This is a genomic window from Pseudoxanthomonas mexicana, from assembly GCF_010093385.1.
GTDB lineage: Bacteria > Pseudomonadota > Gammaproteobacteria > Xanthomonadales > Xanthomonadaceae > Pseudoxanthomonas_A > Pseudoxanthomonas_A mexicana.
This window is the reverse complement of record NZ_PDWV01000013.1, coordinates 60,461-75,356: the sequence shown is the minus strand read 5'-3', so window position 1 is coordinate 75,356 and position 14,896 is coordinate 60,461. Positions and strand designations below refer to the sequence as shown.

Sequence of the window (14,896 nt, the reverse complement as noted above, 5' to 3'; positions counted from 1 at the left end):
CGTCGGGGGCGCGATGGGGCCGGCGTCCGTCTGCGCAGAGGGTTTGTCCGGATACTCGCGCCTCCATTCCGTGTGCTGCGTGGTCGGGCATGGACTGGCCTGGTAGTGCGCCTGGCCGGCGTGGTCGCGGCACTTGTAGACGGGACCGCTGCCCCAGGTGGACGAGCCCAATGCGATGAGCACGCAGGCCAGCAGCAGGCGTCCTGCAGGGGCATGGGAGTGGGACATGGCGCGTTCCTCGACGGCGGGCACGCAGGATCGCGCCGAGCATCCGGGCGTGGCATCGGCGCACACCGCATGCGGGCATCGGACTTTTCCGCGCATTCACTGCGCCATCACCCCCTGCCATGCGAGAACCGCGTCATTCCATTGCAGGAGCAACACCATGACCAGCGCCTATCTGTACCTCAACGCGGCGATCTACCTGCTGCTGGCCGTGTGGTGCACGCTGGCACCCGCGCGCACCGCCGCGGCCGTCGGCTACGCATCGCTGACGCGGTCCGGGCAGACCGAATACCTCGCCATCTACGGCGGCCTGCAGCTGGGCCTGGCTTTCCTGTTCGCATGGTTCGCCTGGACCCAGCAGATGCGCACGGGCCTGGTGCTGGCGATGGCGCTCTACCTGCCCATCGTGCTGTTCCGCAGCGTCGCCCTGCTGCGCTGGTGGCCGGTGGAAACCGCCACACTCGTGCTGGCGGGGACCGAGTGGCTGATGTTGGCGGCGGCCTTTGGGTTGTGGTGGCAGGGCCGGTCCGTCTGAACCAGGCGCGGCGAGCGCGCCTCAGAAGTTGATCGGAACGCGCGCGGTGAGCGTCAGGTCTGGCGTGTCACGGGTGACGCCCACGCCGAGCGCGACGTTCAACGACATTCGGTCGCTGAAGCGGTACGTGCCGCCCAGCAGCAAGGTGCCCAGCGTGGTGCGCACGGCGCCGGCGACTTCCCGCCCGTCCTGCTTGGTCTTGCCGACGATGCTCTGGTCGTAGCCGATGCTGATGGCGGCCTTCTCGTTCAACGCCAGGCCCATGCCCAGATTGAAGCCGATGATGTCGCCGGCCTTGATGTCGCCCAGGAATTCGGTCTGCCCGCCCAGCACGCGGCGCGAGACGTTGCTGCGCTTGAAGTTGTGCAGGTAGCTGAAGCTGCCGAAGAACACCACCGGGTCGGAGGGATACAGCCAGGTCAGGCCGGGCTGTACCGCGTTGAAGCCGCTGCCTGTCGGCAGGTCCAGCGGCAGGCCGGTGCCGGTGGTGTTGGCCACGCAGCGGGTCACGCAATCGGTGGTCACGTCGAACAGGTCCTGTCCCGTCCTGCTCTTGTAGCGCAGCCAGGCGATATAGAACGGCTTGTCGGGGCCGCCGCGATTGAGCTGATAGCGGCCGGTGACTTCCACGTCGCCGATGCCGCTGCCGCGCGCGTTGAACACGCGGTCCTGCGCCGAGCCGGTGAAGATCTCGCGGCTGACGGTGTCGCTGTGGATGTAGACGTACGGCACCTTGGCTTCCACCTCCATGCGCCGGCTGACGCCATAGCGGCCGGTCAGCGTGGCCACGGCGGTGGTGGTCTTCACCTGGCGCACGTCGATCAGGCCGATCAGGATGGCCGGGATGATGGTGTAACCCACCAGCGCGACGCGGTCGTTGGCCGAGTAGCCGTACTGCAGGGCCGGCTCCAGCACCAGTTTGTTCTTGGGCGTCAGCACGCCGGGCTGGTCGAAGATCTGCGCCACTTCCGGTGGACGCGAGTCGCTTTCGGGCGCCTGCCCCACGCGCTGCGGCGCCTGCGTGCCGTCCGCCTGCTGCGCAGGCGCACCGGCCTGCGCGACCTGCACGCCGTGGCCGGCGGATGCGACCGGCGCGACGGCGGCGGACGCAGGTGGCGGCGAGGGACCGACCACGATGTACGTGGGCTCGGGCGCCGGCGTGTCGCGGAAGGTCGGCGCCTGGTTCAGCGACGGCACGATGACCGGCGCCGGCGCGCCGCGTGCGCGCGCATTGGCCAGGATTTCCTCGTTCAGCGCATTCTGCAGGCTGAAGATCTGCTGCTCCTGCGCCAGCATCGCCTCGCGCATCTGCTGCAGGCGCTGGGTCTGTTCGTTGAGCTGCCGTTGCAGCGCGTCCAGGCGTGCGTCGGCGGTGATCTCGTAGGGCTGCAGGGGGACCGGCGGTACCGGAGGGGCGGGATCGACCGCCACCTGCGCCCTCGCCTGTCCGGCCTGCACGCCCAGGCCCACGGCAAGCGCCAGCGGTGCCACTTCGATCAGAGACGTCCCTTTCATGGTGTTCCCCTTCGTGTGCGTGGAGGACGGCGTGCGGATCAGGGGCCGCCCGGCGCGCGGATCAGCGCATCGGTCAGCGCGCCGTTGGCATTGAGGCTCTGGTAGGCGCCCAGCGTGTCCACGCCCACTTCGATGCGGGTGAGCGTGCGGATGTCCTGGTCGTCCAGCGTGTTCTGGATGACCAGCCCGCCGGCGACCTGGGCCGGATCGAAGCGGTTGCCCTCGCCGATCTGCACCACCATGCCGCGGTTGAAGTCGGCCAGGGCCTGGGCCTGCTCGGGCGTGATGCGCGCCACGTCGGGAATCTGCACGGCGATGCGCGCGGTCAGTTCGCCATTGAGGAACACCACGCGCTCGATGCCGAACGACAGCATCATGCCCGACGGCATCTGGAAGCCGCCGCGCATCTGCGCCAGCCGCGCCGGATCCACCGGCTGCCATTCGGTGCCCAGTTCGCCACCCTGCCCGCGCGCGCCAGAGGGAACCAGCAGTACCGCCAGCAGCAGCGCCAGGCGAAGGGCCGGGTGTCGTCTTGCGTCCATGTCAGATGTCTCCTGGACCGCGCCGGGGCACGGTGACGTTGCGCAGGCCGTCGCGCTGGATTCCCATGTCGAGCGGCGCCGGAGGAGCGGTCTGCCAGTCACGGGCCTGGTTGAAGCGGGCGCGTTGGCGCTGGTTGTGCACCACGAACATCACCCGGTTGTCCCACAGCGCTTCGAAGCGCGAGCGCGGCATCGCGCGCGTGCCCCGTGCCGGATCGCCCAACAGCACGCGGCCGTCGCGCAGCCCCTTCACCACGACGAAGTGGCGGTAGCCGCGATCGTTGAGCAGCACGATCGCCGGGACGTTCTCCTGCTGCAGCTTGTCCAGCGGAAGCTCGAAGCCATCCGCCTCGTAGCCCTTCGAGCGCAGGTAGCGGCGCATGTCCAGCAGCGAGAAGCCTTCCTTGCGGATGCGCGCCTGGTCGCCGTTGTTGTACATCTGCACGAACACGTCCACTTCGCTGACCGGATGGCCGTACTGGTGCGTCAGCAGCGTGGCCGTGGCCGCGGAGCCGCAGCTGAAGTCGTACTGCTGCGGCAACGTGGTCTTGAAGCGCGCTTCCTTCAGGCTGGTCAGGCGGACGTTGTAGGCGCCGCCGGGCACGCGCACGTCGCTGGTCGCGGCCGACGCGCCGCCCAGTACGGCGAACGCGCAGGCCAGTGCCGCGTAGGCAGGCCATCGCCAGGACCGGACGCGACGTTTCATTGCGGGCCGCCGGCGAAGTCGACGGTCACGATCATCGCGTTCTGGATCAGCACGTTGCTGCCGGAATTCTGGATGACCGTGTTGATGCCGCTGGCGTTGCTGAAGGCGCCGTCGGCGATGCTGTTGGTGCCGCTGGTGATGTGGTGCGCCGTGTTGTCGTCCACGGAACCATCGACATCGATGAGGTTCTCGGTCTGGCTGCCGTCGCCTCCCCGCAGGGCGGACAGCCGGTCCACCGCGACGGCGTGGCCCAGTTCGCTGACCGCCACGACCGGGAGCTCCGGAACGGGGGATTCGAGCACGAGTACGGGTGCCTGTGCGGCGCCGGTCGCGATGCCGTCTTCGGCCGAAGCGGCGAACGCCAGGACGAGCAATCCACAGGTTGCGATGCGCAACCCGGCCTGTTGGTGCGTATGCATGGTCAGTCTCCCTTGCCATGCGTCCACCGTGCGGCCTCAAGGCGCCCCGCCGCGAAGCGGGGCGCCCGACGTCCGCGCGGAGCGCCCCGGCCGTACGGGCCGGGACGCCGGCGGATCGCTTATGGGCCTACGGTCAGGTTGGCTTGGACGGTGATGCCCTGCTGGATCAGCGAGGCCATGCCGCTGTTCTGCGCCGCCACCATGATGCCGGCCGCCGACTGCCCGACGCTCGTCATGTTGTTGGACATGTCGAACGCACCCGCGTCGACCGCGACCGAACCGCCTGCGCCGCCGGCTCCGCCGGTCGCGCCGTTCCCCACGCCGCCGTTGCCGTCACCGCCGTTGCCGTCGCCGCCGTTGCCGACGCCGCCCGCACCACCGGTCGCACCCACCGCACCACTGGCGCCGTTGCCGGCCGTGGCGTCGCCATTGCTGGCACTGGACGACGCGCCGCCGTTGGTGGCATCGCCGTTGCTGGCATCGCCGCCGTCGCCGCCGTTGCCTGCGGTCGCGGTCACGCTGCCGCCGGCCCCGCCCCAGCCATTGCCTGCACCACCGGTGCCGGTGGCATCGCCACCCGTGCCGGAGCCTGCACCGCCGGTGCCGGAGCCGTCGCCGCCCGTACCCGTGCCGTCGCCCGAGGTGCCCGCACCCGCGGTCGCCGTGCTGGCACCACCGGTCGCAGTCGCGTCGCCCGAGGTCCCGGCACCGCCGGTGGCCGTGCCGTCGCCGCTGGTCCCGTCACCGTTGCCGCGCTCGCGCACGTTGCCGCTGCCCGCACCGGCGTCGCCACCCGAGGCCCCCGCAATGGAACCGGTGTCGCCGCTCATGCTGCCGGCATCGCCGCCGGACGCACCACTGGCCCCGCCGCCGTCACCGCCCCAGCCGCCGGCATCGCCGCCGCGGCCGCGACCGTCGCCGGCCGTCGCGTTGCCGTCCGCGCCCCATCCCTGGCCGTCGCCGCCATTGGCGCCACCGGTATCGTTGGCGTTGCCGCCGCGGCCGCCGTTGCCCGCAGTCGCATCACCGATGGTGGCGCTGCCGTTGGACGAGTCGCCCGCGGTCGCGCTGCCGTTGTTGGCATCGCCACCACTGCCGCCGCTGCCACCGTTGCCGCCATCGCCGCCGTCACCGCCATTGCCGGTGCCGCCGGCCGCGCTTCCGCCGTATCCCTTGCCGCCGTAGCCGGCACCGCCTTTGCCGCCGTCACCGCCATTGGCGTCGCCCCAGTTCTGCGCGACGTTGCCGATGTCGTGCACGGTGACGCCCGACACCGAGCCCATGAGCTTGGTTTCGGCGACCGCCTTGCTGTGGTTGAAGGAGTTGGAGAAGGTGGATGTGGCCGTGCTGCCGTTGTTCGCGGCGGTCGAGCCGAATCCTTCCGCATTGGCGCGCCCCCGGTTGTCGCGGTTGTCGCCGTCGTGGGAGCTGTTGTCGCTGTGATCGGAATTGTCGGAGTTGTCCGAGTTGTCCGAGTTGTCGCTGTTGTCCGTGTTGGTGCTGTTGTTGCTCATGTCCACAGCGAGGTTGACAAGGATGTCGTCACCCCGTCCGCTCTCGTTGTTGGTCTGTTGCGCGAGTGCCTGTCCCGTCGTACCGAGTGCCAGCAGTACCGCCGAAGCGATCAGTGTCTTGCGAATGCACATGTTGATTCTCCTTGTGGTCGATCCGGAGCCCAGGGGAAGCCCCTAAAGAGCGACGCGGGTCACGTTTGCACGGGAATCGTTAGGCGTATCCGCCTCAGGCGTTAAATTTTCGTTCCGGCACGCGCCGCTCGTCCGCAGGCGGACCGGGCCTGTCATGAGCGCATGGGAGGTGGCCGGACGCGTCCGGCGTGGACGTTGTGCCGCTACCAGGCGGAGCCGCGGAGCAGGCCGGCAAGGCGTGCGCCAAGCCAGACCAGCGCCAGACCGCCCACCAGGGTGACGGCCAGATACGCAGGCACCAGGCCCTGCCGGTCACTGCGCGCGAACAGCAGGCATTCCACCATCAGCGCCGAGTACGTGGTCAGTGCGCCCAGCACACCCACCATCAGGAATGCACGCCAGTACAGCGCCGAGGGGCCGCGCGATTCCAGCCAGATCGCCAGGAAACCGGCCGCGAACGAGCCGATCATGTTCACGGCGAACGTCCCCCACGGGAACCCGCTGCCGAGGTGTCGCATCAACACGCCCCCCAGCCAGAAGCGCGCGGCGGCACCCAGCGCGCCGCCGGCCATCATCAGCCCCAGTTGCTGCCACCATACCCAGGCCTGTACCGGCATGCGTCGTGCCCCTGTCCGCTTAGTCTTCGCGCCCGGACGCGCGGCGCGCCTGCGCACGCGCCTCACGCAGGCGGTCGAGTTTTTCCTTCAGCTTGATCTCCAGCCCGCGTTCGACCGGCGCGTAGTAGATGCGCTCGCCCATCGCATCCGGGAACGCCGTCTGGTCCCGCGCGATGCCGCCCTCGGCATCGTGGTCGTACTGGTAGCCGGTGCCGTAGCCCAGCGACTTCATCAGCTTGGTCGGCGCGTTGCGCAGGTGCATGGGCACCTCCTGCGTGCCGTGCTCGCGCACGTCGGCCTTGGCGGCGTTGAACGCCCTGTAGCCCGCATTCGATTTGGCGGTGCTGGCCAGGTAGATCACCAGCTGCGCCAGCGCCAGGTCGCCTTCCGGACTGCCCAGGCGCTCGTACGTATCCCAGGCATCGATCGCCATCTGCAGGGCGCGCGGATCGGCCAGGCCGATGTCCTCCACCGCCATGCGCGTCATCCTGCGTGCCAGGTAGGACGGATCGCAGCCGCCATCCAGCATGCGCGCCAGCCAGTACACCGCGCCATCGGGATTGGAACTGCGTACCGACTTGTGCAGCGCGGAGATCTGGTCGTAGAACTGTTCTCCGCCCTTGTCGAAGCGTCGCGTCCGGTCGGCCAGCACCTGCACCAGCGTCTGCGGCGTGATGCGTCCGCCTTCGTCGGCCGCCAGCTCGGCGGCGATCTCCAGCAGGGTGAGCGCGCGCCGCACGTCGCCGTCTGCGGCGGCAGCGATCTCGAGCAGCGCGGCGTCATCGACCTGCAGGCCCAGTCCGCCGAGTCCATGCTCCGCGTCATCCAGCGCGGCCTGCAGCGCCTGCCGGATGTCGTCGGGTGAGACGGCCTCCATCACGTGCACGCGGCAGCGCGACAGCAGCGCGGAATTCAGTTCGAACGAGGGATTCTCGGTGGTCGCACCGACGAAGATGATGGTGCCGCGCTCGATGTGCGGCAGGAACGCATCCTGCTGCGCCTTGTTGAAGCGATGCACCTCGTCCACGAACAACACCGTGCGCCGCCCGCTGGCGAAGCGCTGCGCGGCTTCGGCCAGTACCTGCCGTACTTCCGGCAGCCCGGACAGCACGGCGGAGATCGCCTTGAACTCGGCGTCCGCATAGCGCGCCAATAACAGCGACAGCGTGGTCTTGCCGCAGCCCGGCGGGCCCCACAGGATCATGGAGTGCACACGGCCGCTCTCGACGGCGCGGCGCAGCGCACTGCCCGGCGCGAGCAGCCGGCGCTGGCCCACCATGTCGTCCAGCGTGCGCGGACGCATCCGCTCGGCGAGCGGGCGCAGCGTTTCGTTGTCGACGCTCAACAGGTCGGTCGACGGTTCCAGGGGCGTTTTCGATCGGGCCACAGCTCATTGTAGCGGCGCCGGGCAGAAGCCGCGGCGCAAGCAATCACCGGTGGCTCACCACGCCGGATGCACGACCATGTCCGCATGCGGGGCGGCGTTGCGTGCACCCGCCAGGAGGCGTTCGGGCTTACGGGCCGCCGACCACGTCCACACCCTTCGCGGGCGCGTACTTGAACGTGCCCGTCGCAAACGCCGGGTTGCGCTTCCAGCCGGAGAACCGGATCTCGGTGCGCTGGCCTACCGCGTCCTTCACTTCCATGCTGACCAGCGTGCCGTTGGCGAAGGCCAGACGGGCGGTCTGGAAGCTGGCCTCGCCTTCGTTCTTGGGCGTGAGGGTGAGCCACTGCACACCACCCTGCCCGGCCGCTTCGGCGACCTTGAACTGCCGGTCCAGCTTGCCGGGGTCGATCAGCGCCGCCAGCGGGCTGTTCTCTTCTTCGATGCCCTGTTCGCGTACGGTCGCCTGCTGCAGGTCGGGATCGTAGACCCACACCTGCTTGCCGTCGGCGACGATCAGTTGCTCGTACGGCGCGTTGTACTCCCAGCGGAACAGGCGTGGCGCGGACAGCGCGACGCGGCCATTCGAGGTTTCCTTGAGCTTGCCGCCCCCGTCGTAGACCTTCTGGGTGAACTGGCCATCCAGGCCTTTCAGGCCGGTGGTGAAAGTCTTCAGTTCATCGCGCGCACCGGCGAGCGCGGTGGTCGCGAACAGGGCCGTGGCGAGGAGGGCGTAGCGGGTGGTGCGGAGCATGGGCGTTCCGATTCTGGGGACGTGGTGAGGAGTGTGCCGTGGCGAAACTGAACAGGCTGCAGACCATGGGCGGCCCCCTCCCCGTCCATTCAGGTGGCGTCAGCGCGGCGGAGGCGGCGCCAGCACCTGGCGGTCGCCGTTGTGTTCCGGCGGACTGACCACGCCCGCGGCTTCCATGGCTTCGATCAGGCGCGCGGCGCGGTTGTAGCCGATCTTCAGCCGGCGCTGGACGCCGGAGATCGACGCGCGGCGGCTCTCGGTGACGATCTTCACCGCCTCGTCGTAGAGCGGATCGGACTCGTCGCCGCCACCGCCCCCGGATTCCGGCAGGCCGGTCGGGCCGACGACGATGCCGTCGCCCATGGTCTGCACTTCTTCCAGCACGCCTTCGATGTAGTCGGCGCTGCCGCTCGCCTTCAGGTGCTCGACGACGCGATGCACTTCCTCGTCGCTGACGAAGGCGCCGTGGATGCGTTCCGGCATCGCGGTGCCCGGCGGCAGGTACAGCATGTCGCCGTGGCCGAGCAGCGTTTCCGCGCCGGACTGGTCCAGGATCGTGCGCGAGTCGATCTTCGAGCTGACCTGGAAGGCGATGCGGGTGGGGATGTTGGCCTTGATCAGGCCGGTGATGACGTCGACCGACGGACGCTGCGTGGCCAGGATCAGGTGGATGCCGGCGGCGCGCGCCTTCTGCGCCAGCCGGGCGATCAGCTCCTCGACCTTCTTGCCGACGATCATCATCATGTCGGCGAATTCGTCGATGAAGATGACGATGAACGGTATCGGCTCGAGCGGACGCGGCGCCTCGGCCAGATCGGGATTCGGCTTGAACAGCGGGTCCATCAACGGCTGGCCCGCGTCCATCGCATCCTTGACCTTCTTGTTGAAGCCGGCCAGGTTGCGCACGCCCACCGCACTCATCAGCTTGTAGCGGCGCTCCATCTCCGCCACGCACCAGCGCAGGCCGTTGGCGGCCTCCTTCATGTCGGTGACCACCGGCGCGAGCAGATGCGGAATGCCCTGGTAGACGCTGAGTTCCAGCATCTTCGGGTCGATCATCAGCATGCGCAGGTCTTTCGGCGAGGCCTTGTACAGCAGGCTCAGCACCATCGCGTTGACCGCCACCGACTTGCCCGAGCCGGTAGTGCCGGCGACCAGCAGGTGCGGCATGCGTGCCAGGTCGGCCACGGTCGGGCGGCCGGCGATGTCCTTGCCCAGCGCCAGCGTGAGGACGCTGCCGGACTTGTCGTATTCCTTCGAACGAAGCAGTTCGGACAGGAAGATCATCTCGCGGCTGGTGTTGGGGATCTCCAGGCCGATCACCGATTTGCCGGGGATCACGTCGACCACGCGCACCGATTTCACCGACAGACCGCGGGCGATGTCCTTGTCCAGCGAGCTGATCTGGCTGACCTTCACGCCCGGCGCGGGCTCCATCTCGAAGCGGGTGATCACCGGGCCCGGATAGGCGCCGACCACCTGGGCGTCGATGCGGAAATCCTTGAGCTTGAACGCGATCTGCCGCGACAGCGTTTCCAGGGTCTCTTCCGAGTACCCCTTGGTCTGCGGCTTGGGATCGTCCAGCAGCGACAGCGGCGGCAGGCCGGATTCGTCGCCGCCGGTACCGTGGAACAGCGGGATCTGCTGCTCGCGCTTGGCGCGTTCGCTCTTCTCGACAACCGCCGGCGCGGGCGGTTCGATCTTCACCGGCTCGCGTTTTGCGCGCGCGATGGCGTCGGTCTTGCGGACGGTCTCGCGTTCCTCGCGCATGGCGCGGGTCTGCTGCCACTCGTTGGCCTGCTGGCTGCCGCGGCGGAAGAGGTCCGGCAGCATCAGCACGTACTTGCCGATGCGCTCCATCACGGCGAACCACGACAGTCCGGTCGCCAGTGTCACCGAGGTCAGGAACAGCACCAGCAGGAACAGGTTGCCGCCCAACCCACCGAACAGCTTCAGCAGCGACTTGCCGACCAGCGTACCGAGGATGCCGCCGGCACCGGCCGAAAAATGTTCCGCCGGCACGCCGCGCAGGTGCAGCAGGCCGGTGGCAGAAATCAGGAAGCCCACCATGCCGATCAGGCGCAGCGCCGGGCCGAGGTCGGCTTCGCCATCACCGTCGGTATCCATGCCGAACAGCGCGATCCAGGCCACCGCGCCCAGGATCAACGGCAGCAGGAAGGCGACGTAGCCGAACAGCCACAACAGCATGTCGGCCAGGTAGGCGCCGGCCAGTCCGCCCATGTTGTGGACCGGCGCCGTCAGGCTGCCCGACTGCGACCAACTGGGGTCCTGAGGCGAAAACGTGAAGAGGCTGGCCAGCAGATACAGCAGCAGCGGCGCGATGGCGATCAGCGCCAGATCGCGCCACAGGCGCTGCCTGCGCGGGTTCGGCGGTGACGCCTGCCTGCGCGCGGCGGCATTGCCGCCCTTGGATTTGCCGTTGTCCGGGAGCTGCTTCGCCACCTTGGGGCCAGACCTTAGGAAATTTCTGTTAGTGATTGATAGTAAACGAATCGTCAGTACGGCAACAGCGGTCCGTTCTCACCGTGGGTCTGCCCGGATAGCAAAAACGCTGCGCGGTGGCGCAGCGTCCTGGATCGAGCCCGGCATGGTCCCGGCTGCATCGCCGCATTCCAGCAGCGTGCCTTGATTCGCCGGATACGCCCCGCCACTCTATGTGCCTGGATGATGCGCCAACGCGTCGTTGCCTGCCCGATCACCCCTTTTCGCGAGTATACATGAGCACTTCCAAGCACTGCCGCCTGTTGATCCTGGGCTCCGGCCCCGCCGGTTGGACCGCGGCCGTCTACGCGGCCCGCGCCAACCTCAAGCCCGTCGTGGTCACCGGCCTGCAGCAGGGCGGCCAGCTGATGACCACCACCGAAGTGGACAACTGGCCGGGGGACGCGCATGGCCTGATGGGCCCGGACCTGATGGCGCGGATGCAGGCGCATGCGGAGCGCTTCGAGACCGAAGTGATCTTCGACCACATCCATACCGCCGACCTGTCCAAGCGGCCGTTCAAGCTGATCGGCGACAGTGGCGAATACACCGCCGACGCGCTGATCATCGCCACCGGCGCCACGGCCAAGTACCTGGGCCTGCCGTCGGAAGAAGCCTTCAAGGGCCGCGGCGTGTCCGCCTGCGCGACCTGCGATGGTTTCTTCTACCGCGACCAGGACGTGGCGGTGATCGGCGGCGGCAACACGGCCGTGGAAGAAGCGCTGTACCTGTCCAACATCGCCCGCAAAGTCTATCTGGTGCATCGCCGCGACACCCTGCGCGCCGAGAAGATCATGCAGGACAAGCTGTTCGCCAAGATCCAGGCCGGCAAGATCGAGCCGGTGTGGCACCACACGGTCGACGAGGTGCTGGGCAACGATGCCGGCGTCACCGGCATCCGGGTGAAGTCGGTGCAGGACGGCAGCACGCGTGACATCGACGTGCACGGCTTCTTCGTGGCCATCGGCCACACCCCGAATACCGGCCTGTTCGAAGGCCAGCTGGACATGAGCAACGGCTACCTGAAGATCCGCTCCGGCATCGAGGGCAACGCCACCGCCACCACCATCCCGGGCGTGTTCGCGGCCGGCGACGTCACCGACCAGCACTACCGCCAGGCCATCACCTCGGCCGGCTTCGGGTGCATGGCGGCGCTGGATGCGGAGCGCTTCCTGGACAAGGACGGCTGATCCGGGCAACGACGCCTTCCACGGATGGACAAGCTGCTGATCAAGCAGTGCCTGTTCCACGGGAGCTGGCTCGTCGTGCCCTTCATGGCGTGGCTGGGGTGGCGACTGCGCGAGCGCCGTGGCCGCTGGCTGGTCGCCCTGCTGCTGGCCGGTTGCCTGGTGTTCGCATGGGCGCGCTTCGTCGGGCCCCAGCGTCTCCGCGTGCAGGAAACGGGGCTGACGGGCACCGGCGCGCAGGCAAGGCTGGTGTTGATCAGCGACATCCATCTGGGCGTCTACAAGGGCCGCGCCTACCTGCAGCGGCTGGTGGACCGCATCAACACGCTGCGGGCCGACGCGGTCGTGATCGCGGGCGACTTCACCTACGAGCCCGGCGGCGAGCCGCTGGAGCGCATGTTCGCCCCCCTGGAGACCCTGCAGAAGCCGGTCTACGCGGTGCTGGGCAACCATGACCAGCAGGCTCCCGGCCCCGACATCGATGCGGAGCTGCGTGCGGCGTTGGCGACGCACGGCGTGCAGGTCATCGAAGGCCGGACGGTGACCGTGCGTGGCTTCGGCGTCGCCGGGTTGGGGGATCGCTGGGCGGGCAAGGACGATCCGGGCTTCCTTGCGGCCGGTCCGGCCTCTGGCCCCACCGTCGTGCTGGCGCACAATCCCGACAGCGCCATCGCGCTGGACCCTGCCCGCGTCGCCCTGGTACTGGCGGGCCATACGCACGGCGGGCAGATTCGCATTCCCTGGCTGTACCGGCACGTGATTCCCAGCCAGTACGGCTTTGACCGGGGCGAACAGTTCCTGCGCACGCCGCACGGCCGCGTCCGCGTGTACACCACCGTGGGCACGGGGGAGATCGGCCTGCCGATGCGGCTGTTCAATCCGCCGACCATCGACGTGCTGGACCTGCGACCTTAGCATCGCGGACGATGTACGACGCCCGCTTCCTTCCGTCCCTAGCCGACGTGCGCGCGCGCGACTGGGACGCCCTGCACGATGGTCGGAATCCCTTCGTGGCCCACGCCTTCCTGCACGGGCTGGAGTCACAGGCATGCCTGCGCCGGGACTGGGGATGGACACCGCACCACCTGACGCTGTGGGAGGGCGACACGCTGGTTGCGGCCGCACCGGGCTACCTGAAGGACAATTCGCACGGAGAATTCGTCTTCGATCATGCCTGGGCGCACGCCTATGCCCGTCACGGGCTGGACTACTATCCCAAATGGCTCTGTGCCGTGCCCTACTCGCCGGTCACCGGACCGCGCCTGCTGGCGCAGGACGCCGCGCACCGCAAGGCGCTGCTGACCGCGGTGCGCGATGAGGTGCTGCGCCTGGGATTGTCGTCCGCGCACGTCAACTTCCATGCGGAAGACGAGGACGATGCGTACGCTTCCGACTGGCTGCCGCGGATCGACGTGCAGTACCACTGGCGGAATCCGGGGCATTGGCGCGACTTCGACGGCTTCCTGGCCGATTTCGACCACAAGCACCGCAAGAACATCCGCCAGGAACGGGCGAAGGTCCAGCGGGCCGGCGTCGTCATCCGCACGGTGCACGGCGACGAGGCGACCGCGGCCGACCTGGAGGCCATGTTCAGCTTCTACCTGCGCACGTTCCAGGACTACGGCAATTCGCCTGCACTGACGCTTCCGTTCCTGCAGCATCTGGCGCAGACGATGCCGCGGCAGCTGGTGATGTTCCTGGCCGACCACGACGGTCGCACCATCGCAGGCGCGCTGTGCCTGCGCGGGCACGACACGCTGTACGGCCGCTACTGGGGGGGCGAAGCGCCCCTGCCGGGACTGCATTTCGAGACCTGCTACTACCAGGGCATCGCCTACTGCCTCCGCGAGGGTCTGGCCCGGTTCGAGCCCGGGGCCCAGGGCGAGCACAAGATCGCACGCGGTTTCCTGCCGGCCTGGGTACGCTCGCGACACTGGATCGCCGACCCGGAGTTCGCCGGTGCGCTGGCGCACTGGTGCGACGAGGAAAGCCAGGCGGTACGCCGGTATGCACGTACGCTGCAGTCGCACTCGCCGTTCAAACAGCAGGACCGTGCCTGAGCGCGCGGCCCGAGCCCAGGATCACCCGATGCGCCAGCGGCCGTTCGTCCTGTCTTCCGATCCCCACGCGCCCTTCCCGCCGGCTGACAGCGCCATGCAGGAGCCCGACGGCCTGCTCGCGATCGGGGGCGACCTGTCGCTGCCGCGCCTGCTGAATGCCTATCGTCACGGCATCTTTCCGTGGTTCTCGCCCGGCCAGCCGCCGCTGTGGTGGTCGCCCGATCCGCGCATGGTGTTCGCCACCGATGGCGTGCGCCTGTCTTCCCGCTTCCGCCGCGGCCTCCGGCACAGCCCGTGGGAGGTCCGGGCGGACACCGCGTTCGAGCAGGTGATCATGGCCTGCGCCAAGGCGCCACGGCCGGGTCAGCACGGCACCTGGATCACCTCGGGCATGCGCCAGGCGTACATCGACCTGCATCGCCACGGGCACGCCCATTCGGTCGAAGTGTTCGAGGGCGACGCCCTGGTGGGCGGCATCTACGGCGTGGCGATCGGGCGCATGTTCTTCGGCGAGAGCATGTTCAGTGGCCGGTCGGGCGGTTCCAAGGTCGCGCTGGCCACGCTGGCGGCGCGGCTGCACGGGTGGGGCTGGCCGCTGATCGATGCCCAGGTGGAAAACGACCATCTGGTCTCGCTGGGGGCCGTCCGGATGCCCCGACATCGTTTCCTGGCCGAGGTCGCAGGCCTGGTGGACCTGCCGGCGCCCGCAGGCCCCTGGACCCTCCGATTCGGACGCATGCCGGCCGCCGAACTGGCGCAAGCATCGGTGCCATAACGGAATTTTTGCACCTGGCGCGCGCGGGG

15 protein-coding genes are annotated in these 14,896 nt (G+C 68.7%); 5 read left to right on the top strand and 10 right to left on the bottom strand.

What is annotated here, in order from left to right:
- Positions 1-228 (bottom strand): DUF4124 domain-containing protein (locus CSC76_RS07040; RefSeq protein WP_162109343.1); only part of this gene is annotated, 228 nt, incomplete at its 3' end.
- Positions 229-385: 157 nt separating this feature from the next.
- Here CSC76_RS07040 and CSC76_RS07035 point away from each other — a divergent pair.
- Positions 386-760, top strand: a complete 375-nt coding sequence (locus CSC76_RS07035) for a DUF4345 domain-containing protein (protein WP_162109342.1) — start codon at positions 386-388, stop codon at positions 758-760.
- Positions 761-781: 21 nt separating this feature from the next.
- On the opposite strand, the gene CSC76_RS07030 is transcribed toward CSC76_RS07035, so the two are convergent.
- From CSC76_RS07030 to CSC76_RS06990, 9 genes are all read right to left on the bottom strand, one after another.
- Entirely contained in the window at positions 782-2,275 is a 1,494-nt protein-coding gene (locus CSC76_RS07030) for a transporter (RefSeq protein ID WP_238394895.1), read from the bottom strand.
- A gap of 38 nt (positions 2,276-2,313) precedes the next feature.
- Positions 2,314-2,817 (bottom strand): hypothetical protein, encoded by a 504-nt coding sequence (locus CSC76_RS07025; protein WP_162109341.1) that lies wholly within the window; start codon positions 2,815-2,817, stop codon positions 2,314-2,316.
- Between the two features lies 1 nt (position 2,818).
- Entirely contained in the window at positions 2,819-3,523 is a 705-nt protein-coding gene (locus CSC76_RS07020; protein WP_162109340.1) for a C39 family peptidase, read from the bottom strand.
- Entirely contained in the window at positions 3,520-3,942 is a 423-nt protein-coding gene (locus tag CSC76_RS18995) for a hypothetical protein (protein WP_162109339.1), read from the bottom strand. Before CSC76_RS18995 ends, CSC76_RS07020 begins: the two co-directional genes overlap by 4 nt.
- Positions 3,943-4,061: 119 nt before the next feature.
- Complete coding sequence (locus CSC76_RS07010; protein ID WP_202923495.1) at positions 4,062-5,588, bottom strand: hypothetical protein; 1,527 nt, start codon at positions 5,586-5,588, stop codon at positions 4,062-4,064.
- Between the two features lie 203 nt (positions 5,589-5,791).
- Complete coding sequence (gene crcB, locus CSC76_RS07005; protein ID WP_162109338.1) at positions 5,792-6,205, bottom strand: fluoride efflux transporter CrcB; 414 nt, start codon at positions 6,203-6,205, stop codon at positions 5,792-5,794.
- Positions 6,206-6,224: 19 nt separating this feature from the next.
- Complete coding sequence (locus CSC76_RS07000) at positions 6,225-7,592, bottom strand: replication-associated recombination protein A (protein ID WP_162109337.1); 1,368 nt, start codon at positions 7,590-7,592, stop codon at positions 6,225-6,227.
- Positions 7,593-7,719: 127 nt separating this feature from the next.
- Complete coding sequence (lolA, locus tag CSC76_RS06995; RefSeq protein ID WP_162109336.1) at positions 7,720-8,343, bottom strand: outer membrane lipoprotein periplasmic chaperone LolA; 624 nt, start codon at positions 8,341-8,343, stop codon at positions 7,720-7,722.
- A gap of 99 nt (positions 8,344-8,442) precedes the next feature.
- A complete protein-coding gene (locus CSC76_RS06990; protein WP_162109335.1) occupies positions 8,443-10,806 on the bottom strand; it encodes a DNA translocase FtsK in 2,364 nt (787 codons plus the stop codon).
- 275 nt (positions 10,807-11,081) lie between these two features.
- Here CSC76_RS06990 and trxB point away from each other — a divergent pair, with 275 nt between their 5' ends.
- The 4 genes from trxB to aat are packed head-to-tail and all read left to right on the top strand — an operon-like array spanning position 11,082 to position 14,867.
- A complete protein-coding gene (gene trxB / locus CSC76_RS06985) occupies positions 11,082-12,035 on the top strand; it encodes a thioredoxin-disulfide reductase (protein ID WP_162109334.1) in 954 nt (317 codons plus the stop codon).
- A 24-nt stretch (positions 12,036-12,059) separates the two neighbouring features.
- Entirely contained in the window at positions 12,060-12,947 is an 888-nt protein-coding gene (locus tag CSC76_RS06980) for a metallophosphoesterase (RefSeq protein ID WP_162109333.1), read from the top strand.
- Between the two features lie 11 nt (positions 12,948-12,958).
- Positions 12,959-14,092, top strand: a complete 1,134-nt coding sequence (locus CSC76_RS06975) for a GNAT family N-acetyltransferase (RefSeq protein WP_162109332.1) — start codon at positions 12,959-12,961, stop codon at positions 14,090-14,092.
- Positions 14,093-14,120: 28 nt separating this feature from the next.
- Positions 14,121-14,867 (top strand): leucyl/phenylalanyl-tRNA--protein transferase, encoded by a 747-nt coding sequence (aat, locus tag CSC76_RS06970; RefSeq protein WP_162109331.1) that lies wholly within the window; start codon positions 14,121-14,123, stop codon positions 14,865-14,867.
- The last annotated feature ends 29 nt before the right edge of the window (positions 14,868-14,896 follow it).

Coding starts and splice junctions, on each gene's coding strand:
- CSC76_RS07020 (WP_162109340.1), bottom strand. CDS start 3,523: ATGAAACGTCGCGTCCGGTCCTGGCGATGGCCTGCCTACGCGGCACTG.
- CSC76_RS06980 (WP_162109333.1), top strand. CDS start 12,060: ATGGACAAGCTGCTGATCAAGCAGTGCCTGTTCCACGGGAGCTGGCTC.
- CSC76_RS07035 (WP_162109342.1), top strand. CDS start 386: ATGACCAGCGCCTATCTGTACCTCAACGCGGCGATCTACCTGCTGCTG.
- CSC76_RS07010 (WP_202923495.1), bottom strand. CDS start 5,588: ATGTGCATTCGCAAGACACTGATCGCTTCGGCGGTACTGCTGGCACTC.
- CSC76_RS07030 (WP_238394895.1), bottom strand. CDS start 2,275: ATGAAAGGGACGTCTCTGATCGAAGTGGCACCGCTGGCGCTTGCCGTG.
- crcB (WP_162109338.1), bottom strand. CDS start 6,205: ATGCCGGTACAGGCCTGGGTATGGTGGCAGCAACTGGGGCTGATGATG.
- CSC76_RS18995 (WP_162109339.1), bottom strand. CDS start 3,942: ATGCATACGCACCAACAGGCCGGGTTGCGCATCGCAACCTGTGGATTG.
- CSC76_RS06975 (WP_162109332.1), top strand. CDS start 12,959: ATGTACGACGCCCGCTTCCTTCCGTCCCTAGCCGACGTGCGCGCGCGC.
- CSC76_RS07025 (WP_162109341.1), bottom strand. CDS start 2,817: ATGGACGCAAGACGACACCCGGCCCTTCGCCTGGCGCTGCTGCTGGCG.
- lolA (WP_162109336.1), bottom strand. CDS start 8,343: ATGCTCCGCACCACCCGCTACGCCCTCCTCGCCACGGCCCTGTTCGCG.
- aat (WP_162109331.1), top strand. CDS start 14,121: ATGCGCCAGCGGCCGTTCGTCCTGTCTTCCGATCCCCACGCGCCCTTC.
- trxB (WP_162109334.1), top strand. CDS start 11,082: ATGAGCACTTCCAAGCACTGCCGCCTGTTGATCCTGGGCTCCGGCCCC.